At 72.4% G+C, this 21477-nt stretch carries 17 protein-coding genes and 1 pseudogene; 13 read left to right on the plus strand and 5 right to left on the minus strand.

The genetic code is table 11. The features are described from left to right. The first annotated feature begins 45 nt into the window (after window positions 1–45). Together glgA and IF651_RS00815 are read left to right on the plus strand one after the other, a co-directional pair. Window positions 46–1260: a glycogen synthase gene (glgA, locus tag IF651_RS00810; RefSeq protein WP_191827187.1), complete on the plus strand. Its 1215-nt coding sequence runs from the start codon at window positions 46–48 to the stop codon at window positions 1258–1260. A gap of 142 nt (window positions 1261–1402) precedes the next feature. Next, entirely contained in the window at window positions 1403–1765 is a 363-nt protein-coding gene (locus tag IF651_RS00815) for a hypothetical protein (protein ID WP_191827188.1), read from the plus strand. Here the strand turns inward: IF651_RS00815 and IF651_RS00820 are convergent. After that, the gene (locus tag IF651_RS00820) at window positions 1751–2581 is read right to left on the minus strand and encodes a hypothetical protein (protein ID WP_191827189.1); all 831 of its coding nucleotides are present in this window, start codon (window positions 2579–2581) and stop codon (window positions 1751–1753) included. The genes IF651_RS00815 and IF651_RS00820 overlap by 15 nt on opposite strands. Window positions 2582–2608: 27 nt before the next feature. Between IF651_RS00820 and IF651_RS00825 the strand changes: the two genes are divergently transcribed. The 6 genes from IF651_RS00825 (at window position 2609) to IF651_RS00850 (ending at window position 9954) form a co-directional block, all read left to right on the plus strand. Beyond that, window positions 2609–3400 carry an ABC transporter ATP-binding protein gene (locus tag IF651_RS00825; protein ID WP_191827190.1) on the plus strand — a complete coding sequence of 264 codons (792 nt, stop codon included), beginning with the start codon at window positions 2609–2611 and terminating at the stop codon, window positions 3398–3400. A 100-nt stretch (window positions 3401–3500) separates the two neighbouring features. Continuing rightward, window positions 3501–3950, plus strand: coding sequence for an NfeD family protein (locus tag IF651_RS00830; RefSeq protein ID WP_191827191.1), 450 nt, complete (start codon window positions 3501–3503; stop codon window positions 3948–3950). A gap of 77 nt (window positions 3951–4027) precedes the next feature. Beyond that, complete coding sequence (locus tag IF651_RS00835) at window positions 4028–5344, plus strand: SPFH domain-containing protein (protein ID WP_191827192.1); 1317 nt, start codon at window positions 4028–4030, stop codon at window positions 5342–5344. A gap of 49 nt (window positions 5345–5393) precedes the next feature. Then, entirely contained in the window at window positions 5394–6068 is a 675-nt protein-coding gene (locus tag IF651_RS00840) for a TetR family transcriptional regulator (protein WP_191827193.1), read from the plus strand. Window positions 6069–6166: 98 nt separating this feature from the next. Then, window positions 6167–7900 carry an ABC transporter ATP-binding protein gene (locus IF651_RS00845; protein ID WP_191827194.1) on the plus strand — a complete coding sequence of 578 codons (1734 nt, stop codon included), beginning with the start codon at window positions 6167–6169 and terminating at the stop codon, window positions 7898–7900. Next, window positions 7897–9954: an ABC transporter ATP-binding protein gene (locus IF651_RS00850; protein ID WP_422110422.1), complete on the plus strand. Its 2058-nt coding sequence runs from the start codon at window positions 7897–7899 to the stop codon at window positions 9952–9954. Before IF651_RS00845 ends, IF651_RS00850 begins: the two co-directional genes overlap by 4 nt. Before the next feature lie 73 nt (window positions 9955–10027). Here the strand turns inward: IF651_RS00850 and IF651_RS00855 are convergent, their stop codons facing one another. The 3 genes from IF651_RS00855 to IF651_RS00865 form a co-directional block, all read right to left on the minus strand. Continuing rightward, window positions 10028–10300, minus strand: a complete 273-nt coding sequence (locus IF651_RS00855) for a metal-sensing transcriptional repressor (RefSeq protein ID WP_191827195.1) — start codon at window positions 10298–10300, stop codon at window positions 10028–10030. A 283-nt stretch (window positions 10301–10583) separates the two neighbouring features. After that, window positions 10584–10943 carry a rhodanese-like domain-containing protein gene (locus IF651_RS00860; RefSeq protein WP_191827196.1) on the minus strand — a complete coding sequence of 120 codons (360 nt, stop codon included), beginning with the start codon at window positions 10941–10943 and terminating at the stop codon, window positions 10584–10586. Next, window positions 10940–12706 (minus strand): FAD-dependent oxidoreductase, encoded by a 1767-nt coding sequence (locus tag IF651_RS00865; RefSeq protein ID WP_191827197.1) that lies wholly within the window; start codon window positions 12704–12706, stop codon window positions 10940–10942. Before IF651_RS00865 ends, IF651_RS00860 begins: the two co-directional genes overlap by 4 nt. A gap of 211 nt (window positions 12707–12917) precedes the next feature. On the opposite strand from IF651_RS00865, the gene IF651_RS00870 reads away from it, so the two are divergent. The 5 genes and pseudogenes from IF651_RS00870 to IF651_RS17350 all read left to right on the plus strand — a co-directional run bounded on the left by IF651_RS00870 (window position 12918) and on the right by IF651_RS17350 (window position 21261). Next, window positions 12918–16241: a hypothetical protein gene (locus IF651_RS00870; RefSeq protein WP_191827198.1), complete on the plus strand. Its 3324-nt coding sequence runs from the start codon at window positions 12918–12920 to the stop codon at window positions 16239–16241. 18 nt (window positions 16242–16259) lie between these two features. Continuing rightward, entirely contained in the window at window positions 16260–17141 is an 882-nt protein-coding gene (locus IF651_RS00875; protein ID WP_191827199.1) for an RNA methyltransferase, read from the plus strand. Between the two features lie 55 nt (window positions 17142–17196). Then, complete coding sequence (locus tag IF651_RS00880) at window positions 17197–18660, plus strand: P-loop ATPase, Sll1717 family (protein ID WP_422110432.1); 1464 nt, start codon at window positions 17197–17199, stop codon at window positions 18658–18660. A 12-nt stretch (window positions 18661–18672) separates the two neighbouring features. Continuing rightward, window positions 18673–19059: pseudogene (locus IF651_RS00885) on the plus strand (TrmH family RNA methyltransferase); the annotation flags it as partial. Window positions 19060–20052: 993 nt separating this feature from the next. Continuing rightward, window positions 20053–21261, plus strand: coding sequence for a helicase domain-containing protein (locus IF651_RS17350; RefSeq protein WP_206715087.1), 1209 nt, complete (start codon window positions 20053–20055; stop codon window positions 21259–21261). Here IF651_RS17350 and IF651_RS00895 read toward each other — a convergent pair. Next, the gene (locus IF651_RS00895) at window positions 21234–21461 is read right to left on the minus strand and encodes a GNAT family protein (protein WP_191827201.1); all 228 of its coding nucleotides are present in this window, start codon (window positions 21459–21461) and stop codon (window positions 21234–21236) included. The two genes, IF651_RS17350 and IF651_RS00895, sit on opposite strands and share 28 nt — an antisense overlap. Window positions 21462–21477: the final 16 nt, after the last annotated feature.

Genomic DNA, 21477 nt, shown 5'->3' on the forward strand with positions numbered 1-21477 from the left:
CGCAGCACGACCCGCATCATGGGCTGTTCCGCTAGCGTGTGCACGGTGAGAGTCGACCTGCTGACCCGTGAGTACCCGCCCCACGTCTACGGGGGTGCGGGGGTCCACGTCGCCGAGCTGTCCGCGGTCCTGCGCGAGCACGTGGACGTGCGCGTTCGCTGCTTCGACGGTCCCCGCGCGGAGGCCGCCGGGGTGACGGGCTACTCCGTCCCGGCCGTGCTCGGCGGGGCGAACGCGGCCCTGGGTACGTTCGGCGTCGACCTCGAGATGGCCGCCGACGTCGCCGGTGCCGACCTCGTGCACTCCCACACCTGGTACGCCAACCTCGGTGGTCACCTCGCGGGCCTGCTGCACGGGGTGCCGCACGTGCTGTCCGCGCACTCGCTCGAGCCGCTGCGGCCGTGGAAGGCCGAGCAGCTCGGCGGCGGCTACGCGCTGTCGTCGTGGGCCGAGCGCACCGCGTACGAGGGTGCCGCCGGGGTGATCGCCGTGTCCGCGGGGATGCGCGAGGACATCCTGCGCGTCTACCCGCGCGTCGACCCGGAGAAGGTCCACGTCGTGCACAACGGGATCGACCTGGCCGGGTGGCGACGCCCGGACAGCGAGCACGACGTCGCCGCGGCCGACCGCGTGGTGCGGGACCTCGGGATCGACCCCGAGCGCCCGGCCGTCGTGTTCGTCGGGCGGATCACGCGCCAGAAGGGTCTGCCCTATCTGCTGCGGGCCGCGCGGGCGCTGCCGCCCGAGGTCCAGCTCGTGCTGTGCGCCGGCGCGCCCGACACCCCGGAGATCGCGGCCGAGGTGAGCGGCGCGGTGGCGGCGCTGCAGTCCGAGCGCAGCGGCGTCGTGTGGATCGAGCAGATGCTGCCGCGGCCCGAGCTCGTGGCCGTGCTCGCCGCCTCGACCGTGTTCGTCTGCCCGTCGGTCTACGAGCCGCTCGGGATCGTCAACCTCGAGGCGATGGCCGTGGGTCTGCCCGTGGTCGGGACCGCGACCGGCGGCATCCCGGAGGTGGTGGACGACGGTGTGACCGGAACCCTGGTCCCCATCGAGCAGTCCGACGACGGCACGGGCACCCCTCTCGACCCGGACCGGTTCGTCGCCGACCTCGCCGCCGCGCTGACGGCCGCCGTGTCCGACGGGGCGCGCGCCGCCGAGATGGGCCGCGCCGCGCGCCGCCGGGTCGAGGAGCACTTCGCCTGGGACGCGATCGGCGAGCGCACGCTCGAGGTCTACCGCGCGGTGCTCGAGCGGTCCTGACGCTCGGCGTCCGATGCGCGCACGATCGTCCGACAGGTCCGCGAGGGCCTGTGGACGAGCTCCCGTTCGCGCCGGCCGGCGCTGCTAGCGTGCGGACCGTTCCCGGCGACATCGCCGGGGAGCACGAGGAGCGGGGGCGGGATTGAACGGGTACTCGATCGATCCGGACGCGGTGGCGTGGCACGCCGACTCGTTCTGGTCCTACTCGGGCCTGGTGGTGCGGACCTCGTGGGCCGACGTCGGGGAGTGCCTGGCACCGGAGGTGGAGTCTTCGATCACGCAGCTGCGGGAGTGGTTCGAGGCGTCGTGGTCGAGCACGGACTGGGAGCTCGTGGAGCTGGCCGACAGCACCGCCAGGTCCGCCCGGGTGCTGGGCGCTGCGGACGACGACGCGTCGTCGGCGGCCGCGGACGCCGCGGCGTCGCTGGGAGCATGCCCGGTCGCGTTGACGGTGAGCCCCGCGACGGCGGGGAGCTCACGAGCGCTCGGCTCACGGACGACGTAGGGAGGGTCCGCCCGTCCACAGCGTCGCGGCACCGATCGCCCGGCGGGCCGCGTGGTCGACCTCGCGGAGCGCGGTCGAGCGCTGGTCGGCCTGCCACAGGTTGACGGCGCCCCCGTCGTCGGCCGCGGCGAGGTCGACGATCGCGCGCAGCCGCACGGCCTGGGCCAGGACGCCGACGGCGCGCGGCTCGGCGCCGTCGGGCAGCTGCCACACCGGGGCCGCGGCCGAGCGCAGCCCGGCGATCGCTCCCGCTGCGTCCTCCCGCCAGCGGGCGACGTCCAGCGAGTCGAGGGCGCGGGTCGCGACCAGCAGCGCGGTCCGCAGCTCGCGCTCGGAGTCCGCGAGAGAGCCGACGGCGCCCTGGACGCGCGTCGACCACGCGTCGACCCGCTCGACCTCCCAGGTCACCAGGTGGCCGGGTTCGAGCTCGCTGCCGAACGCGGTGACGCCGGGGACCAGGGCCCACGACCCGGCGGGCGTCGTCACCAGGACGCACTCGCCGACGTCTGCCGCGGCGGGCGCCACGGGCAGCGGGACCCCGTTCACGTCACCCGGGACCGGCGCGAGCGCGACGACCTCGCGGACCTCGCCGGACCAGGCGTGCACGAGGTCGGCGAGCCGCAGGTCGCCCAGAGCGCCCGTCACGACGTGAGGTTCGTCGTCGCGCTGCACGGCACGCAGCAGCCGCGTCGCCCCGTCGTCGGGCGCGAGGCGGTCCGCCGCACGGAGCCACAGGGCCAGCAGGGCGCTGCGGGGGAGCGCGCCGGGGTCCGTCGCGGAACCCTCGCCCGGCCCCGGGGAGGAATGGGTGTCCACGACGGCCAACCTATAGGGTCGGTGACCATGAGCGCCGTTCTCGACCTGAAGGGTGTCACCGTCCGACGGGGCACCACCACCATCCTCGACGCGGTGGACTGGCAGGTGAACGACGGTGAGCGCTGGGTCGTCCTCGGCCCCAACGGGGCGGGCAAGACCACGCTCCTGCAGATCGCCTCGGGGCGCATGCACCCGACGTCCGGCTCCGCCGAGCTGCTGGGCGAGCGCCTGGGCAAGGTCGACGTGTTCGAGCTGCGCCCGCGCATCGGGCTCGCCTCCGCGTCCCTCGCCGAGCGCATCCCGGGCGACGAGACGGTCCGCGACGTCGTGCTGACCGCGGCGTACGGCGTCACCGGTCGCTGGCGCGAGCGCTACGACGACCTCGACACCGGGCGTGCCGACGACCTGCTCGCGGCGTTCGGGGTGTCGCACCTCGCCGAGCGGACCTTCGGCACGCTCTCGGAGGGCGAGCGCAAGCGCACGCAGATCGCCCGCGCGCTCATGACCGACCCCGAGCTGCTCCTGCTCGACGAGCCGGCGGCGGGCCTCGACCTCGGCGGACGCGAGGAGCTCGTCGGCGCGCTCGCGGAGCTCGCGTCCGACCCGCGCTCGCCGGTGCTCGTCCTGGTCACGCACCACGTCGAGGAGATCCCGCCGGGGTTCACCCACCTCGCGCTCGTCAAGGACGGCACGATCCACCGGGCGGGGCCGGTCGCCGAGGTGCTGACGGCCGAGAACCTGACCGAGGTCTTCGGCATGCCTCTCGTGGTGGCCCACGGCGGAGGTCGCTGGATGGCGCGCTCGGTGCGTCGCCGCTGAGCTCCACGCCCTGGCGGTACGCGGCGCCGAAGGCGTGCGTCGCGCGCAGATCGTCGGTAAAGTCCGTGTAAAGTCGCACTCAGAGGACGGAGGTCTCGCCATGGACTGGTTGTGGTGGGTCGGGGCTTCGCTCCTCTTCGCCCTCATCGAGATCATCTCGCTCGACCTCGTCCTGATCATGTTCGCCGGCGGGGCGCTCGCCGCCGCCGGTGCGAACGCCGCCGGCGCGCCGCTGTGGCTGCAGATCCTGGTGTTCGCCGTCGTCAGCATCTTGCTGCTCGTCGCGCTGCGGCCGTACCTGCTGCGCTCGCTGCGATCGCGCACGCCGCTCGCCGAGACCAACGTCGCCGCCCACGTGGGTCGCACCGCGCTCGCGGTCGACCGGGTGACGGAGCTCGGCGGTCGCGTCAAGCTGGTCGGCGAGGTGTGGACCGCGCGCACCGAGCAGGACGCGCCACCGATCCCCGCGGGGGCCGACGTCCGGGTCGTGCGCATCGACGGCGCGACCGCCGTCGTGACCGCCCTGCCCGCACAGCACCCGACCGTCTAGCGACCGATCACCGGGCGCCCGCGCACAGCGGGACGTCACCAGCAGCCGCCACCAGTCACCGCCACAGGAGGATGTCGATGGACGACACCAGCCCCGCAACGATCCTCGGAATCATCGTCCTCGTCCTCGTCCTGATCTTCGTGATCGTGGCGCTCGTCAAGGCGGTGCGCATCGTTCCGCAGGCGGTGGCGCTGATCGTCGAACGGCTCGGCCGGTACTCGCGCACGCTCGAGCCGGGCCTGCACCTGCTGGTGCCGTTCGTCGACCGCGTGCGTGCCTCGGTGGACCTGCGCGAGCAGGTCGTCTCGTTCCCGCCCCAGCCGGTGATCACGTCCGACAACCTCGTCGTGAGCATCGACACCGTCATCTACTTCCAGGTCACGGACCCCAAGTCCGCGGTCTACGAGATCGCGAACTACATCACCGCGATCGAACAGCTCACCGTCACGACGCTGCGCAACGTCATCGGGTCGATGGACCTCGAGCAGACGCTGACGAGCCGCGACCAGATCAACGGCCAGCTGCGCGGGGTGCTGGACGAGGCGACCGGGCGGTGGGGCATCCGCGTCAACCGCGTCGAGCTCAAGTCGATCGACCCGCCGGCGAGCGTGCAGGGGTCGATGGAGCAGCAGATGCGCGCCGAGCGGGACCGCCGCGCGGCGATCCTCACGGCCGAGGGCGTCAAGCAGTCCCAGATCCTCACCGCGGAGGGCGAGAAGCAGTCCGCGATCCTGCGCGCCGAGGGCGACGCGCAGTCGAAGATCCTCACCGCGGAGGGCGAGGCCCGCGCGATCCTCCAGGTGTTCGACGCGATCCACGAGGGCGACGCCGACCCCAAGCTCCTCGCGTACCAGTACCTGCAGATGCTGCCGGAGATCGCCAACGGCACCGCGAGCAAGCTGTGGGTCGTGCCCACGGAGTTCACCGCCGCGCTGGGCTCGATCGCCAAGGGTTTCGGCGGGGTGCCGGGCATCAGCGGTGGTGGGGTGCCCGGGGGAGCGGCCCCTGAGCAGGACGCCGAGGCGGCGGAGGAGAGGGCGGAGTACCGCCGCGAGCGCGAGCGCGACCGCGTGCGGTTCGCCACACCGTCGCTCACCGACCCGTCGGAGGCGCTCGCCGAGGCGCGCCGCCTCGCCGAGGCGGCCACCGCCGACGCGACGAGCGCCGGCACGCGGTCCGGGTTGCCGTTCGACCCGGGCTCCGCGCGCGGACAGTACCCGGCCGGAGAGCACCAGGCGGGTCGGCCCGAGCCCGGGTCCGCGACGCCGCGGCCGCTGGGCGGGCAGTCGTCGTACGCGCCCCCGCCGCCCCCTCCGGACGACGAGCCGGTGACGGACCCGCCCGACGACGAGCCGCCGACCGAGCAGCCGCCGTCGTTCGATCCCCGTCGGTAGCCTGCGGGCCACGCTTGCGAGTGAGCACTCACTCACTTAGTCTGTCCGGGTGACCGAGACGACGAGCACCGGAGCGCGGACCGAGCGGGCGCGCCCGCTGTCCCGTGCGGAGCGCAGGGACGCGATCGCCGCTGCGACCATGCCCCTGCTCGTCGAGCACGGCACCGCGGTCACCACGCGGCAGATCGCGGAAGCGGCGGGTGTCGCGGAAGGCACGTTGTTCCGTGCGTTCGAGGACAAGGACGAGCTGTTGCGCGCCGCAGTGGTCCTCGCCCTCGATCCGCAGCCGCTGGTCGACGCGATCGCCGACGTGCCGGGCGCGGACCTGCGCGAGCTCGTGCGCGGTCTGGCGCACCTGCTCGCCGAGGCGCAGCGGGTCGGGATGCGCGTCTTCTCGGTCGCGCACCAGGTGCTGGGCGCCCGTGCCGCCGCGCCGGGAGCGGGCTCGCGCGCGAAGGTCGAACGGCTGCGTGTCTCGCGGCACGGTGTGGACGAGCGCCAGCGCGCGAACCGCGCCGTCGTCGTGGCGCTCGAGGCCCGGCTCTCGCCCCACGAGAGCGAGCTGCGCGTGCCCCCTCCGGTTGCGGCCGCCGTCGTCTCCTCGCTGGTGTTCGGCACCGCGGTCCCGCACCTCACCGGCGGGGCAGGTCTGGAACCCGACCAGGTCGCCGACCTCCTCCTGCACGGCATCTCCGAGCCCACGGGCACCGACCCGTCCCCCTGACGGCGGCAGCACCAGCACCCCACTGCCGCTGGACACCCGCCACCTCTCCGAGCACCACTGCGCCGAGCACCACTGCGCCCGTCGTCGACAGGACCCCCATGCTGATCAGACTCCTGAGGACCTACCTGCGTCCGTACGCGACGCCGATCGTCGTCGTCCTGGTCCTCCAGCTCGCCCAGACCATCGCGACGCTCTACCTGCCGAGCCTCAACGCCGACATCATCGACCAGGGTGTGACCCAGGGCGACACGGACTACATCCTGCGCACCGGTGGCGTCATGCTGCTGGTCAGCCTCGCGCAGGTCGTGTGCGCCGTCGTCGCGGTGTACTTCGGTGCCCGTGTCGCGATGTCGTTCGGCCGTGACGTGCGCGCCGGCCTCTTCACGAACGTCCAGCGCTTCTCCGCCCAGGAGATGGGCCAGATCGGCGCGCCGTCGCTGATCACGCGCACGACCAACGACGTGCAGCAGACGCAGATGGTCGTGCTCCTGTCGTTCACCATCATGGTGATGGCACCCATCATGCTCGTCGGCGGTGTCGTGATGGCGCTGCAGGAGAACGTCCAGCTGTCCGGGCTGCTGCTCGTCATCGTCCCCGTGCTGGGCGTGAGCGTCGGCCTGATCGTCGCGCGGATGGTCCCCTACTTCCGCACCATGCAGAAGCGCATCGACGCGATCAACGCCGTGATGCGCGAGCAGATCACCGGCATCCGCGTCATCCGCGCGTTCGTGCGCGAGCGCCACGAGGAGCAGCGGTTCGACGTCGCCAACGACGCCCTGTTCGACACGTCGCTGCGGGCCGGCAAGCTCATGGCGCTCATGTTCCCGACCGTGATGCTCGTGATGAACGCCTCGAGCGTCGCCGTGCTGTGGTTCGGCGGGCGCCAGATCGACGCGGGCCAGATGGAGGTCGGTGCGCTCACGGCCTTCCTGTCGTACCTCATGTACATCCTCATGGCCGTGATGATGTCGACGATGATGTTCGTCATGGTGCCGCGGGCGGCCGTGTCTGCCGAGCGCATCACCGAGGTGCTCGACACGCAGGCGTCCGTCGTCGAGCCGGCGCGGCCCGTCGCGCTGGGCGCCCGGGCAGGGGTGATCGCGTTCGACGACGTCGAGTTCCGCTACCCCGGCGCGGAGCAGCCCGTGCTGCACGGCGTGTCGTTCACGGCCGAGCCCGGCCGGACCACCGCCATCATCGGGTCGACCGGGGCGGGCAAGTCGACGCTCCTCAACCTCGTCCCGAGGCTGTTCGACGCCACCGCGGGGTCGGTCCGGATCGACGGGACGGACGTCCGGGACCTCACGGGCGCCGACCTCGGCTCGCTCATCGGGCTCGTCCCGCAGAAGGCCTACCTGTTCTCCGGGACGGTCGCGGACAACCTGCGCTACGGCCGGCCCGACGCGACCGACGAGCAGCTGTGGGCCGCGCTCGACGTCGCCCAGGCGCGTGACTTCGTCGAGTCCCTCGACGACGGGCTGTCGACGCCGGTCGCGCAGGGTGGGACGAACTTCTCCGGCGGACAGCGACAACGGCTCGCCATCGCGCGAGCGGTGGTGCGGGACCCCGTCGTCTACCTGTTCGACGACTCGTTCTCCGCGCTCGACTACGCGACCGACGCGCGGCTGCGCGCCGCGCTCGCCCCGCGCACGCGCCGCTCGACGGTCCTCGTCGTCGCGCAGCGGGTCGCGACGATCCGCGACGCGGACCAGATCCTCGTGCTCGACAACGGCCGCATCGTCGGCCGGGGGACTCACACCCAGCTCCTCGAGTCGAACGAGACCTACCAGGAGATCGTCTACTCCCAGCTCTCGGTCGAGGAGGCAGCATGAGCGGCACGAGCCAGGACAGCGGCACCAAGGACGCCTCCTCCACCCGGCTGAAGAGCCGCCCGCAGGGCGGCGGGCCGGGCGGGCCCGGCGGCGCGATGGGCATGCCCGGCGAGAAGGCTCTCGACTTCCGCAGCACGCTGCGCCGCTTCGCGGGCGGCCTGCGCCCGGAACGGGTGAGCATCGCTGCCGTCTTCGTGCTCGGTGTCGCGTCGGTGGCGGGCGCCGTCGCCGGTCCCAAGCTGCTCGGCAACGCGACGAACGTGATCTTCGCCGGCGTCGTCGGCTCCCAGCTGCCCGCAGGGATCTCGCAGGAGCAGGCCGTGCAGGGGCTGCGGGAGCAGGGCCAGGACCAGGTCGCCGACCTCGTGTCGGGAATGGTGGGCCTCGTGCCCGGCGAGGGCATCGACTTCACCCGGCTCGCCAGCGTGCTCGCGTGGGTGCTCGCGGTGTACGTCGGATCGTTCCTGTTCGGCTGGCTCCAGGGCCGGATCACCGCGATCGTCGTCCAGCGCTCCGTCTACCGGCTGCGCGGCGAGGTGGAGTCCAAGCTCGGGCGGCTGCCGCTGTCCTACTTCGACCGCAACGCGCGCGGCGAGATCCTCTCGCGTGTCACCAACGACATCGACAACATCTCGCAGACGCTCACGCAGACGCTGTCGCAGCTCGTCACGGCGGTGCTCACGGTCGTCGGCGTGCTCGCGATGATGTTCTGGATCTCCCCGCTGCTCGCCGTCGTCGCGCTCGTGACCGTGCCGCTGTCCGTGATCGTGACGACGCAGATCGCCAAGCGCTCGCAGCCGCAGTTCATCCAGCAGTGGGCGGCCACCGGCCGTCTCAACGCGCACGTGGAGGAGATGTACACCGGTCACACGCTGGTGAAGGTCTACGGCCACCAGCAGGCCGCGATCGAGGACTTCGACCGGGAGAACGACGAGCTCTACCAGGCGAGCTTCAAGGCGCAGTTCATCTCCGGGACGATCCAGCCGGCCATGGGCTTCCTCGCCAACCTGAACTACGTGGTGGTCGCCGTCGTGGGCGGGCTGCGGGTGGCCTCGGGGACCATGACGCTCGGCGACGTCCAGGCGTTCATCCAGTACTCGCGCCAGTTCACGCAGCCGATCTCGCAGATCGCGTCGATGATGAACCTGTTCCAGTCGGGCGTGGCCTCAGCGGAGCGGGTCTACGACCTGCTCGACGCCGACGAGCAGACGCCCGACCCGTCGCCGTCGACGTCGGTCGGGACGGTGCGGGGGCGGGTCGCGTTCGAGGACGTCTCGTTCTCCTACGTCCCGGAGGTCCCGCTGATCGAGCACCTCGACCTCGCGGTGGAGCCCGGGCAGACGATCGCGATCGTCGGCCCGACGGGAGCCGGGAAGACCACCCTGGTCAACCTGCTCATGCGCTTCTACGACGTGAGCTCCGGACGGATCACGCTCGACGGCGTCGACACGCGGGAGATGACCCGTGACGCACTGCGTTCGAGCATCGGGATGGTCCTGCAGGACACCTGGTTGTTCACGGGCACGATCGAGGAGAACTTGCGCTACGGCGTGCGCGACGGCGTCGAGGTGGACGAGGACACGTTCCTCGCTGCGACGCGGGCCACGCACGTCGACCAGTTCGTGCGCAGCCTGCCCGACGGGTACGACACGGTGATCGACGACGAGGGCGGCAGCGTCTCGGCAGGGGAGAAGCAGCTGCTGACCATCGCGCGCGCGTTCCTCGCGGACCCGGCGATCCTGGTCCTCGACGAGGCGACGAGCTCCGTCGACACGCGCACCGAGGTCCTGGTCCAGCAGGCGATGAACGCCCTGCGGTCCGGGCGGACGTCGTTCGTGATCGCTCACCGGCTGTCCACGATCCGCGACGCGGACGTGATCCTCGTCATGGAGCACGGCGACATCGTGGAGCAGGGCTCGCACGACGAGCTGCTGGCGGCCGGCGGCGCCTATGCACGGCTCTACGAGAGCCAGTTCGCGGCGCCCGTCGGTGCCGAGGCGGTCGACTCGGTGGACTCCGCTGCGGACCCGGCGGGCCGGCAGGCAGGCGGCTGACACGGACCCGCGCGCGCCGTCCACCGGGTGTGGACCGGCGTGCGCGGGTGCGGGACGACCGCGGGGCCGGCGCTCAGGCGAGCGAGAGGAAGAGCTTCTCGAGCTTCTCCACGTCGAGCATCGGGTCCTCGCCGTCCGCGGTCGGCTCGGTGAGGCACTGCCGCATGCCGGACGCGATGATCGCGAAGCCTGCGCGGTCGAGCGCGCGCGACACGGCCGAGAGCTGCGTGACGACGTCCTCGCAGTCCCGGCCCTCGTCGATCATGCGCACGACGGCGGCGAGCTGGCCCTGTGCGCGCTTGAGCCGGTTGACGACCTTGTCCATGTCGGTGCGGTCGAGCTCCACGGGTGTTCTCCTGCGTTCGTCTCGGAGTGGAGGCAGTGCGCTGCTGCCTGGGCGTCGGGCCGTCGGCGGCCGGTGTCAGCCACAGATGCAACGCCGCTCGGGCGGCACCTCGGCCATGACCTCGTCGGCGTGCATGCCGCAGCCGGTCCAGGTGATCTTGCCGCACGCGCGGCACAGGGCGGGACTGCACACGGTGTCTCTCCTGGGGGTCTCGGGGTCTCGGTGCCGGTGGTCGGTGGGCCGTGGCGCGTGGCGGCCGCCCGATCGACGTCCTCGTGCAGGCTCAGGGTCGCACGGAGCCGCCCGCGGCCTGCCATGCACCGAGGCCGCCGGACAGGCTCGTCGCGGCGTACCCGAGGGCGCGGAGCTGGCGGGCCGCGGTGCGTGAGCGCATGCCGGACGCGCACACGACGACGACGGTCGCGCCGTCCTCCAGGCGCTGCGGCCCGACCGTCGGGACGTCGGCGAGCGGCACGTGCACGGCCTGGGGCGCGTGCCCGGCGCGCCACTCGTCGCGCTCGCGCACGTCGAGGAGCGTCGCGCCGTCCCGGACGAGCTGCACGCCGGTCGCGGCATCGACGGTGGGGCGGACGCCGCGGTCGTCGGTGGCGCGGGTGAAGAGGCGGCGGAGGCGGTCGATCATGCGGGAGCTCCTTCGGGTTCGCGCGCGGCGCGCGGCGTGGTGATGAGGGTGAGCCAGCCGCCGGAGAGGTTGCGCGCGTCGAGCCCGGCGGCCAGCAGGACACGGGTGGCGAGGTAGGAGCGCACGCCGGTCGCGCAGTGCACGGCGACGGGACGCCCGGCCGCGGCCTCGCGCACCTCGTCGATCCGGTCGCGCAGCTCGGTGTGCGGGACGTTGAGGGCGCCGTCGAGGTGACCGGCGGCGTGCTCGGCGTGCGACCGGACGTCGAGCACGAGCGACGTCGCGCCGACCTCGTCGAGATCTGCTGCGTGCCACTGCGGCATCGTGCCGTCGAGCACGTTCTGCGCGACGAACCCGACCATGTTCACGACGTCCTTCGCCGCGCCGTAGGGCGGGGCGTACGCGAGCTCGAGCTCGGCGAGGTCGTCCGCGCCGAACCCCGCGCGCAGTGCCGTCGCGAGGACGTCGATGCGCTTGTCCACGCCCGCGCGCCCCACGGCCTGGGCACCGAGCAGGCGACCGTCGGGAGCGAAGCTCGCCGTGACGTGCACGGGCTCGGCTCCGGGGAACCATCCCGCGTGGTGCGACGCGTGGACGCGGACCTGCTCGTGCGCGACACCGGCAGTGGCGAGGGTCGTGTGGTTCGGCCCGGTCACCGCGGCGGTGAGGCCGAACACACGCACGATCGCGGTGCCGAGCACGGGTGCCTGCGGCGTGGTGGGGTGGCCGAGCATCGCGTCCGCGGCTCGTCGCCCTTGCCGATTGGCCGGACCTGCGAGCGGGACGGGACCGGTCGTTCCGGTGACGGCGTGCACGACCTCCGCGGCGTCGCCCACCGCCCACACGTGCGGGTCGGACGTGCGCTGGTCCGCGTCGACCCGGATCGTCCCGCGCTCGCCGAGCGCGAGCCCGGCGGCCTCGGCGAGGTCGCTCGCCGGCCGCACGCCGACGCTCACGAGCACGACGTCCGCGTCGAGCGCCGTGCCGTCCGCGAGCTCGAGCACGACGGCGTGGTCCGCGCCCGCCGGCTGCGTCACCACGGCGGTGGCGGAGATCCCGAGATGCAGCCCGACGCCGTGGTCGCGCAGCTCCCCCGCGAGCAGTGGTGCGAGATCGGGCTCGAGCGGCGGCAGGACCTGGTCCGCGCGCTCGACGACGTCGACCGTGAGCCCGCGAGCGACGAGGGCTTCCACCGCCTCCAGCCCGATGAACCCCGCGCCGACCACGACGGCCCGCGTCGGCGTGGTACGCCCCGCAGCGATCTCCGCCTCGAGACCCGCGAGCCGTGTGGTGAGCGCGTAGAGGTCTGCGATCGTCCGTAGCGTGTGCACCGCCGGGTGGCCGAGGCCCTCGATCGGGGGGAGCACGGTGGTCGCTCCCGGCGCGAGCAGGAGCGCGTCGTAGGCGAGCTCGTAGGTCCCGCCGTCGGCAGCGACGGTGACCGTCTGCCCGACCCGGTCGATCGCGGCGGCGCGGTGCCGGGTCCGGACGTCGAGGTCGAGGCTCGCGCGCAGCGACGCCGGGTCGTGCAGCAGGAGGGCGCTGCGGTCGGGGATCTCGCCGGACACCTGGTACGGGAGCCCGCAGCCAGCGAACGAGACGTGGTCGGACTGCTCGAGCACGACGATCGACGCGCGCTCGTCGAGGCGGCGGGCGCGCGCGGCGGCGCTCATGCCGCCCGCCACCCCGCCGACGACGACGACACGGCGCGCGCCGTCGGTGTCGGGCGGTCGGGTCGTCGAGCCGGGTGTCGAGGAGATCATGCCGGCAATAATACCCCGGGGGGTATTGGTTGTCACCAGGCTGTGGGCTGAGAGGTCCATCACGGGACGACGTGGCAGGCGGGTGCGGCTGCTCACTGCGGACGAACAGGCTCGCCCGGCACGTTCTCGCCGCGCGAACCTCCCTAGGTCGTAGACGTTGTCGCACGACAGATCCGGGGTGCGTGCGACCGGGACGTGAGAGGTGAGCACGGTGCCGGACGGACGCGCGAACGAGCAGATGGTCCTCGAGCTGCGGATCCACGGCGTGGCGAACACGCCTCCGCACGGCATGCTCGACCTGCCGCCCGGCGAGGTCGAGCAGTGCGACGGGGACGGTCTCGGCAGCTTCTGGGTGCCGACGCCGACCGCCGACGCGAGAGACCGCGTGACCGCCGGCGGGTCGGGAGGGGGCAGTCCGGGGGACCTGCACGCGATCCGCGCCGACGTGCGCCGCGAGGCATACTCGTGGGGCGCCATGGCTCGCCTCGGCGCGTTCCCGCTGTCGGGGCTGCTCGGCGCGGCGGCGCGCGGCGTCACGCGAGCGCTGTGGGCGCTCAACGTGCCGTTCGGGCTCGCGAACGTCGCGTACTGGGCGCGTCGCGTGCCCGGGGCGGAGGACGGCGACGTGCGTCGCGCCCCGGCCCGGTGCGAGGACGAGACCGTGGAGCGGGCACGACCCGAAGCGACGGCGGCGGCCGTCCGGATCTTCGGGCTCGCGCTCACGCTCCTGCTCACCGCCGCGGTGACGACCGTCGCCGTGCTCGTCGTCGGGACCCGGTGCATGGGCGTCGTGGCGCCCGGGGCGACGACGGTCGAGGTCTGCTCGCGTGTCCCGTCCCTGCTCGACGGGCTCGCCCGCGTCGACCACGGCGACCGGGTCGTCCTGCTCTCGCTCGTGGCGGTCGCGGTCGTCCTGCTCCTCGTCGTCGTCGCGCGGGCGGGCCAGGTCCGGTTCGACGACCGCGTCTCCGTCGCGCGCGCGGGCCAGGTGCGGGTCGGGGCGGGGACCGGGCCGCTGCTGTACCGGGCGGGATTCTGGAGCCGGCGAGTCGCGGGCCCGTCGGCACTCCTGGCGCACCTCGCCGGCGCCATCGGTCTCGTCGCCGTCCTGCTCGTCTGGACGGACGACCGGTCCGGGGCCGCAACGGTCCTCTTGGTGGCCGGTGCCGTGGTGCTCGGGCTGTCGGTCGTCGTCGTCGCGCTGCGCATCGACGACGACGGGACCCAGGTGACACCGCCGCGCTGGAAGGGCGGGCTCGCCGTCGGCGCCCTCGTCCTCGCGGTGGCCGCGTGGGTCGCCGCCGCGCTGCTGAGCGCGGGACGCGCACCCGGGTCGGCGATGCCGTCGTACGTGGGGATCGACGTCGCGCCCACGGTGCTCGGCGCCGCCCTCACGGGGATCGCGGCGTCGGGACTCGTCTGGCGCGGGCGTGCCCCGACCTTCGCGTGGATCGCGGTGCCGGTGGTCGTGACGGCGTGCCTCGCGGTCGTCGCGGTCGCGCGCGTGGTCGACGGCGCCGGTGCGGTCGCCGCGTACGGCGACGCGACGACGGCGGTCTTCGTCTGGACCGCGGTCGTCGCGCTCGCGGTGCCGCTCGCCGTCGCGCTCGTCCCGACCCTCTCCCCGGTCCGTTGCCGCGGACCCGAACGCTGGGCGGGCTGGTCCGGGGCCGGGCCCGGTGTGCTCCTCCTCGTTGCGACCGCGACGGCAGCGGTGCTCACGAGCCTGCTCGTGCTCGGCGTCCAGGTGTACCTGAGCGGGGGACGGGACGCGCGCCCCGACGCCGAGGGGAAGCTGAGCGTAGCGATCGTGCGGACCGTGCCGGGCGTGGAGGACCTACCGGTGCCGTCGGCGTACACCGAGTTCGGTATCAGCGCGGTCGTGCTGTGCCTCACCGCCGTCGTCGGCCTGCTGGCGCTCGCCGGACCGGGCCTGCGAGACCTCGTCCGGCCGTGGACGACCTGGATCGGCCGCGCCTCCGGGACGGAGGCCGACACGACGGGACCGACCGCGTGGGCGGTGTCGAGCATCGAGGCCGCCGAGCGTGACCGCACCGAGGGGACGCGGCAGCGCGTCGCCGACATCCCCGTCGCGCCGCGACGTGCCGTCCGCGCCCGGCAGGTCGCCGCGGTCACCCACCGTGCCGAGATCGCGATCGGGGTCCTCGCGCTCGCGTCCTGGACCACGCTCGTCGTGACGATCTTGCTCGGCCGGACGGGTGAGTCCGTCGCGGGCGTGTGGGCCGTCGGCTGGGACGAGCTCGCCGGCATCGCCGTCCCGGCTGTCGGCGCGCTCGCCCTCGCGCTCGTCGCGAGCTTCGTCGCGGCCGGGTCGGAGGGCGTCACGCGCCCGTGGGGCCTGCTGTGGGACCTCATGTGCTTCCTGCCGCGCAGCGCCCACCCGTTCGGACCGCCGTGCTACGCCGAGCGGACCGTCCCGGAGGTGGCTGCGCGCGTGGAGGCCTGGCTCGACGGGGAGGACCTGCCGCCCGCCCAGCGCCCGACGGCGTCCCCGCGGCGCCGCGTCGTCCTCTCCGCGCACTCGCTCGGCGCCGTCATCGCGGTAGCGGTCGTCCTCGGCCGCGCCGGAAACCCTGCGCCACGCACCGGCACCCACGTCCCCCCGCTGGACGCGGACGGTGACGGGCGGCTCGGACTCCTGACGTACGGGGTCCAGCTGCGGCCCTACTTCGGCCGGTTCTTCCCGTCGCTGCTCGGTCCGCAGGTGCTCGGCACGCCCCCGTGCGCCGGCCCGGCGTGGCGTGGCGACCCGTGGCGGTCGCAGACCGCCGACCCGCGGGTCGCCCTGCTCGAGGCGGCGCGCCGCGCGCCGCGCCGCACGCGGCCCGCCACCCCGGCGGGCGGCGCACTGCGCGCCCACGAGGCCCTGCGCAGGGCGGCGGTCGCGCGCGACGCCGACGCACGACGGGCCAGGAGCCGACTGCGGTCCGCGATCGCGCGCGGGCTCCCCGCGTCCCGGCTCGACGAGCTCCGCGTCGACGTCGTCACCGCGAGGACGGAGCTCGAGGCCGCGCAGGTGCCGCTCGATGCGGCCGAGGACGCCGTGACGCGCGCCGTCCTGTCGGGACGGCACGGGCTCGTGGACAAGGCGGAGACGGCCGAGCGCGCGTACCGCGCCACGAGCAGGTCCGGGGACCCGACGACGGAACGTCTCGAGGCCGACGCCGCCTGGTCCCTCGCCTGGCGAGGCGCCGGCAGCGGCCCGTTGGACCCTGCGGCCCCGACGCTGGTCCGGCTCCTGCGGCGCGGCGGACGCCAGCCCGCCTGGGTCAACCTCTGGCGGCGCACCGACTACCTCGGCTTCCCCGTCGTCTCCTACTCCGTCAACCCCGTGGACCGCGGGGCGGACGAGGTCGACCGCGGCGCCTACCTGTTCACCGTCGCCTCCCACAGCACCTACTTCCGGGCCTGGGCGTACCACCGGGCCTTCGACTCCGTCCTCGATCGGCTCGACACCCCGACACCCGGCGCCGCTGCCCAACCCGTCCGTCGGGTGGGAGCGGGGGCCGGCTGATCGGGGAGAATCGGTGCCGTGAGTCCCGAGCCCTGGTCCGTCGTCCACGTCACCGACCCGCAGGACGAACGGCTCGCGGACTACGTCCGCCTGACCGACGTCGCCCTGCGCGCCAAGCACGAGCCCGAGAAGGGTCTGTACATCGCCGAGAGCTCGACCGTGATCCGGCGCGCGCTCGCCGCGGGCCACCGCCCGCGCTCGTTCCTCATGGCCGAGCGCTGGCTCGCCGACCTCACCGACGACATCGCCGACCTCACCGCCCGCTACCCGGTGGACGACGCGCCCGGCGGCACGGGCGAGCCCGTCGCCGTGTTCGTGGCCGAGCCAGACGTCCTCGAGGCGATCACCGGGTTCCACCTGCACCGCGGGGCGCTCGCGGCCATGCATCGCCCGCCGCTGCCGACCGTCCACGAGCTTCTCTCGGGCGCGCGCGGGGGGACCGGCGCCCGACGTGTCGCGGTGCTCGAGGACCTCGTCGACCACACGAACGTGGGCGCCGTGTTCCGTTCCGCGGCCGCGCTCGGCGTCGATGCGGTGCTCGTGTCCCCGCGCTGCTCGGACCCGCTCTACCGACGGTCCGTGCGCGTGAGCATGGGCACGGTGTTCCAGGTGCCGTGGACGCGGTTCGCGACGTGGCCGGGTGGGCTGGACACGCTGCGCGCGGACGGCTTCACGGTCGCCGCGCTCGCGCTCGCGGACGACGCCGTGAGTCTGGACGACGTCGTCGCGGAACCGCCCGAGCGGCTCGCGCTCGTCCTCGGCACCGAGGGCCACGGTCTCTCGCGCAGTGCGGTGGAGGCCGCCGACCGCGTCGTGAAGATCCCGATGGCCGGGGGAGTGGACTCCTTGAACGTGGCGGCTGCCTCGGCGGTTGCATTCTGGGCCACACGGGTGAAATGACTCTGCCTCAGCGCGCTCGCGCCGCAGTACGTGGTAAGAATAGTGCGTGCAAGAGATGACAAGTGTGCCGTCGAGGGCTCTATCGGACATCGACTCCTTCGGAGCGATCGATGCGGATGCCGACGAGTTGCTAGATGCCTGCTTCCAGGATCACGATGCTTATCTCTCAGTGCGAGATATGAGGAGTTTCCTCATTGTTGGCAGGAAGGGCTCGGGAAAGACCGCGATCTATAAGCGACTTGTCGACGGAGCGGACTCGAGCACGTTTCCCGTCGGCTACTCATTTGATGATTACCCGTGGGCCCATCATGACTTGCAGGCGGAGAATGGCGTTCCCGAGGAGCGACGGTACATCCACAGTTGGCGATACCTGATCCTACTTGGACTCGCCAAAGTGCTCCTGAATGACGATCAGAGTCAGCCATGGTCCGACGAGTCTCAAGAAGCAATGTCGGCACTCGAAGCGTTTGTTGTCGATTCCTACGGATCTCGCAATCCTGACTTTAGCCAACTCTTCAGCCCTGAAGAGGAACTGCACTTTAAGGGCGGACTGAACTTCAAGGCTTTCAAGTTGGATGTCGAAAAGCTCAAGGTTCGTGAACTTCCGATACATATCCAGTCGGTGAATCGGGCAATGCAGGAGGCCGTGCTTACGGCGCTTAATCCTGCGAACAAGTATCTAGTTTGCTTTGATCAGCTCGACCTAGGATTCTCGGTCCAAGATTCTCAGTACTCCCAGCGCCTAACGGGCCTAATTATTGCCGCAAGGGATCTCTTTGTTAGCGCACGTCGACAAGGTAAGAAACTCAATCCAGTCGTTCTGCTGCGTGACGACATCTACCAAGACCTGCAGTTCGAAGACAAGAATAAGGTAACTGAGAACTTTTCCTCGCGAGTCCTTTGGAGTGAATCCGGAAGCGGCTTGACTCTTCGCGGGCTGATGGAGAGTCGGTTCAACGAAACCCTTGGCGAGGGAGTGCGCAAGGTTCCCTGGGAAGATGTATTCGATGAGTCAAGGGAGATGCCAGGCCGCCAAAGCAAGTATCGACACATCTGTGATCGCACCTTCTTGCGACCGCGCGATGTCATTAAGTTCTGCAATGAAGTTCTCCGCACTCATCAATCGGCGTCATCCAAATTTGACAACGAATCAGTCCATGCGGCCCGAGACGCCTATTCGGACTATCTGTTGAACGAACTTGACGACGAAATGGCAAAACATGTCCCAAAGTACCGCGGTCTTCTCGAGGTTCTAAAGTCGGTGGGCTCGGAGAAGTTTAGTCTCGAGGAGTTTGCCGCCTCGCTCAAGTTGAGGCACGATGTAGGAGAAGTGGCCCCTATCGCGGCTCTTGGAGATTTGTTTGAGTTTTCGGTGATTTCGTATCTCAAGCCAGGAGGGCGCGGCGGTGGTTCCGAGTATGTCTGGCGGTACAAAGACCCTCGTGCCCGGTTTGACTCCACGGTGGTCGCCTTTCGAGTCCATCCAGGCCTAAAGGAAGCGCTCGGTCTGACCAGGTAGGGCCGTAGGTCGGACGGGAAGAACGTCGGCGCTGTGTTCCCGCGCTGCGCCGACCCGCTCTACCGGCGCTCGGTGCGCGTGAGCATGGGCACGGTGTTCCAGGTGCCGTGGACGCGGTTCGAGACGTGGCCGGACGGTCTCGACGCACTGCGCGCGGACGGTTTCACGGTCGTCGCGCTCGCGCTCGCGTTCGCCGACGACGCCGTGCGCCTCGACGACGTCGTCGCCGACCCGCCCGAGCGTCTCACGCTCGTCCTCGGCACCGAGGGCCATTGGCTCCCGCGGTGTGTGTTCGAGGCAGCGGAACGGGTCGTGGAGACCCCGATGGCCGGGGGAGTGGACTCGCTCAACGTCGCCGCGGGGTCGGCGGTCGCGTTCTGGGCGACGCGCGTGTCCTGACCCGCGGATCGCCGTGTCCCCGCGAGCGCGAGTGAGCAGTCGGGAACGACCGGGCGCGTCCGCGCGTTTGGGCACGTGTCCGTACGTCGTACGAGAAGAGGTCCCGTGCCGGTCCAGTCCTCCCCGTTCTTGCTACCCCCTCGCAGCCAACCACTCATCAGACTGCGACCCCGCACGACGCCGCGGCGCACGCCGTCGCGGCCGAGGAGCGGCACCTCGACGCCGCGCTCGCGCGCAGGGTCGAGCTCATCGACGAGCTGGACGCGCAGCTCGCCGCACCCGCAGAGGCGGGCACGGCCCGGGCCGGGAGCGAGGACGTCGTCGACCGCTCCTGTCGGGCCGGGCTGCGCCGCCGTCGGTCCGAGCTCGCGCTGGCCGAGAGCTGGCTCGTCTTCGGCCGGGTCGACACGCTCGACGGCACGACGCGGCATGTCGGCCGCGTCGGGATTGGCGCCCCGGACGACGGCGCGGACCCCCTCGTGCTCGACTTGCGCGCGCCCGGGGCGCGAACCTTCTACACCGCGACCGCACGCGAGCCGCAGGGACTCGCGCGCCGCCGTCACGTGCGCACCGCTGGCGACCGGGTCACCGGCGTGGACGACGAGCCGCTCGACGGCGCGGCGACCTGGGACGACGGCGAGGACGAGCTCGTCGGCGAGGGCGCGCTGCTCGCCGCGCTGTCGGAGCGGCGCACGGGGTGCATGGGCACCGCGGTCGCCACGCTCCAGGCGGAGCAGGACGGGATCATCCGCGCCCCGGCCGACCAGGTGCTCGTCGTACAGGGCGGCCCGGGGACGGGGAAGACGGTCGTCGCGCTGCACCGCGTCGCCTACCGGCTCTTCACCCACCCGCACCTCGCGGCGCGCGGCGTCCTGCTGCTCGGCCCGTCGTCGCGCTTCCTCGAGTACGTCGCCCAGGTGCTGCCCGCCCTCGGCGAGACGCGGGTCGTGTCGGCGACGTGCGACACGCTCGTCCCGGCCGTGGTGCCCGAGCGTGACGAGGCGCGGGACGTGGCCGAGATCAAGGGTCGAGCGGTGTGGCAGGACGTCGTCGACCAGTACTCCGACTCCCTGGTCCCGGCCGCGCGAGCGCTCGCCGGGCGGGGTCGACGGCGAGCCGCGCACGCTCGACGCCGACCGGGTCGCTCGCGTCCTGCGCGCCGCCCGGGCCGGGGGCCGCAGCGTGCTCGCCGCGCGCCGTCGGGCAATCGATCTGCTGCTCGACGCTCTCGTGGACGAGGTCGCGGCACGCCACGCGGAGCGGCTCGAGCGTGTGGAGGAGGGCTTCGAGGACGTGCTGGGTCAGCTCGACGCCAGGCTCGCCGCGAGCGACGACCACGCGCCGACGACCGGCGCGCGTGGCGGTTACGTCGACGGCGAGCTCACGGAGGACGACCTCGAGCGCCTGCGTGGCGACCTCGCACGCGACGCCGCGGTCGCGGCCGTGCTCGACGCGTGGTGGCCGGTTGTGGAGCCGCGCACGGCGCTCACCGCCCTGCTGTCCGACGTCGCGCTGCTCACGCTGCTCGCGCCCGGGCTCATGCCCTCCGAGATCGCACGGGTCGCGGCCGAGCCGGCCACACTCGCCCCGAGCGACGTCCCGCTCCTCGACGCCCTCGCCGACGCGCTGGGGACGCGGGACGAGCAGGTCGGGCCGGGCGACCAGGGCGACTTCCTCGCGCTGCGCGCGGCGACGCGGCGCGACTGTGTCTACGGGCACGTCGTGGTCGACGAGGCGCAGGAGCTCTCTCCCATGCAGTGGCACATGGTGGCGCGCCGGTGCCCGACGCGGTCCGTGACGACCGTCGGGGACGTCGACCAGACCGAAGCGCCGCACCGCCACACCGACTGGGCGGACGCTGTCGGGCCGGTCTTCGGCGAGCGCTGGCATGGCGCCGACCTGACGATCTGTTACCGCACGCCGCGCGAGGTGATGGCGCTCGTCGGACCCGTGCTGCGCGTCGCGGGCAGCCGCAACGCGCCACCGCGTGCCGTGCGCGACGCCGGGGTCGAGCCGCGCGACGTCGTCGTGCTCGCCGCCGCGTCGGATCTCGCCGAGCGTCTCGGTGCGGCGGCTGCCGCACAGGTCGCCGCGGGGCTGGAACGGCCTGTACGTCGCGATGACACGGTGCACGCAGGAGCTCGTGCGCGTGCATGTTGGCCGCGCCGGGTGAGTCAGCCGAGCGGGCACCGCATGAGGTAGTTGACCGTCTCGGCGTCGCACGCCACGCGGGTCCGGCTCGCCGCTGGCCCCGCACCCCATGCCGTCTCGTCCACCTCGGCCGGGGTCCACGCGGCGAGCTGCTCGGGCGTGTAGTCCCGGCTCGCGGCCCCGTGCACGGCACGACGGAAGACGGTCAGGGTCGCGACGGCGTCGGGCGCGGCGAAGTCACGCAGGTGCACGCCCCGACCGTATCTC

Origin of the sequence: Cellulosimicrobium arenosum, assembly GCF_014837295.1 — a bacterium.
Classification (GTDB): domain Bacteria; phylum Actinomycetota; class Actinomycetes; order Actinomycetales; family Cellulomonadaceae; genus Cellulosimicrobium; species Cellulosimicrobium arenosum.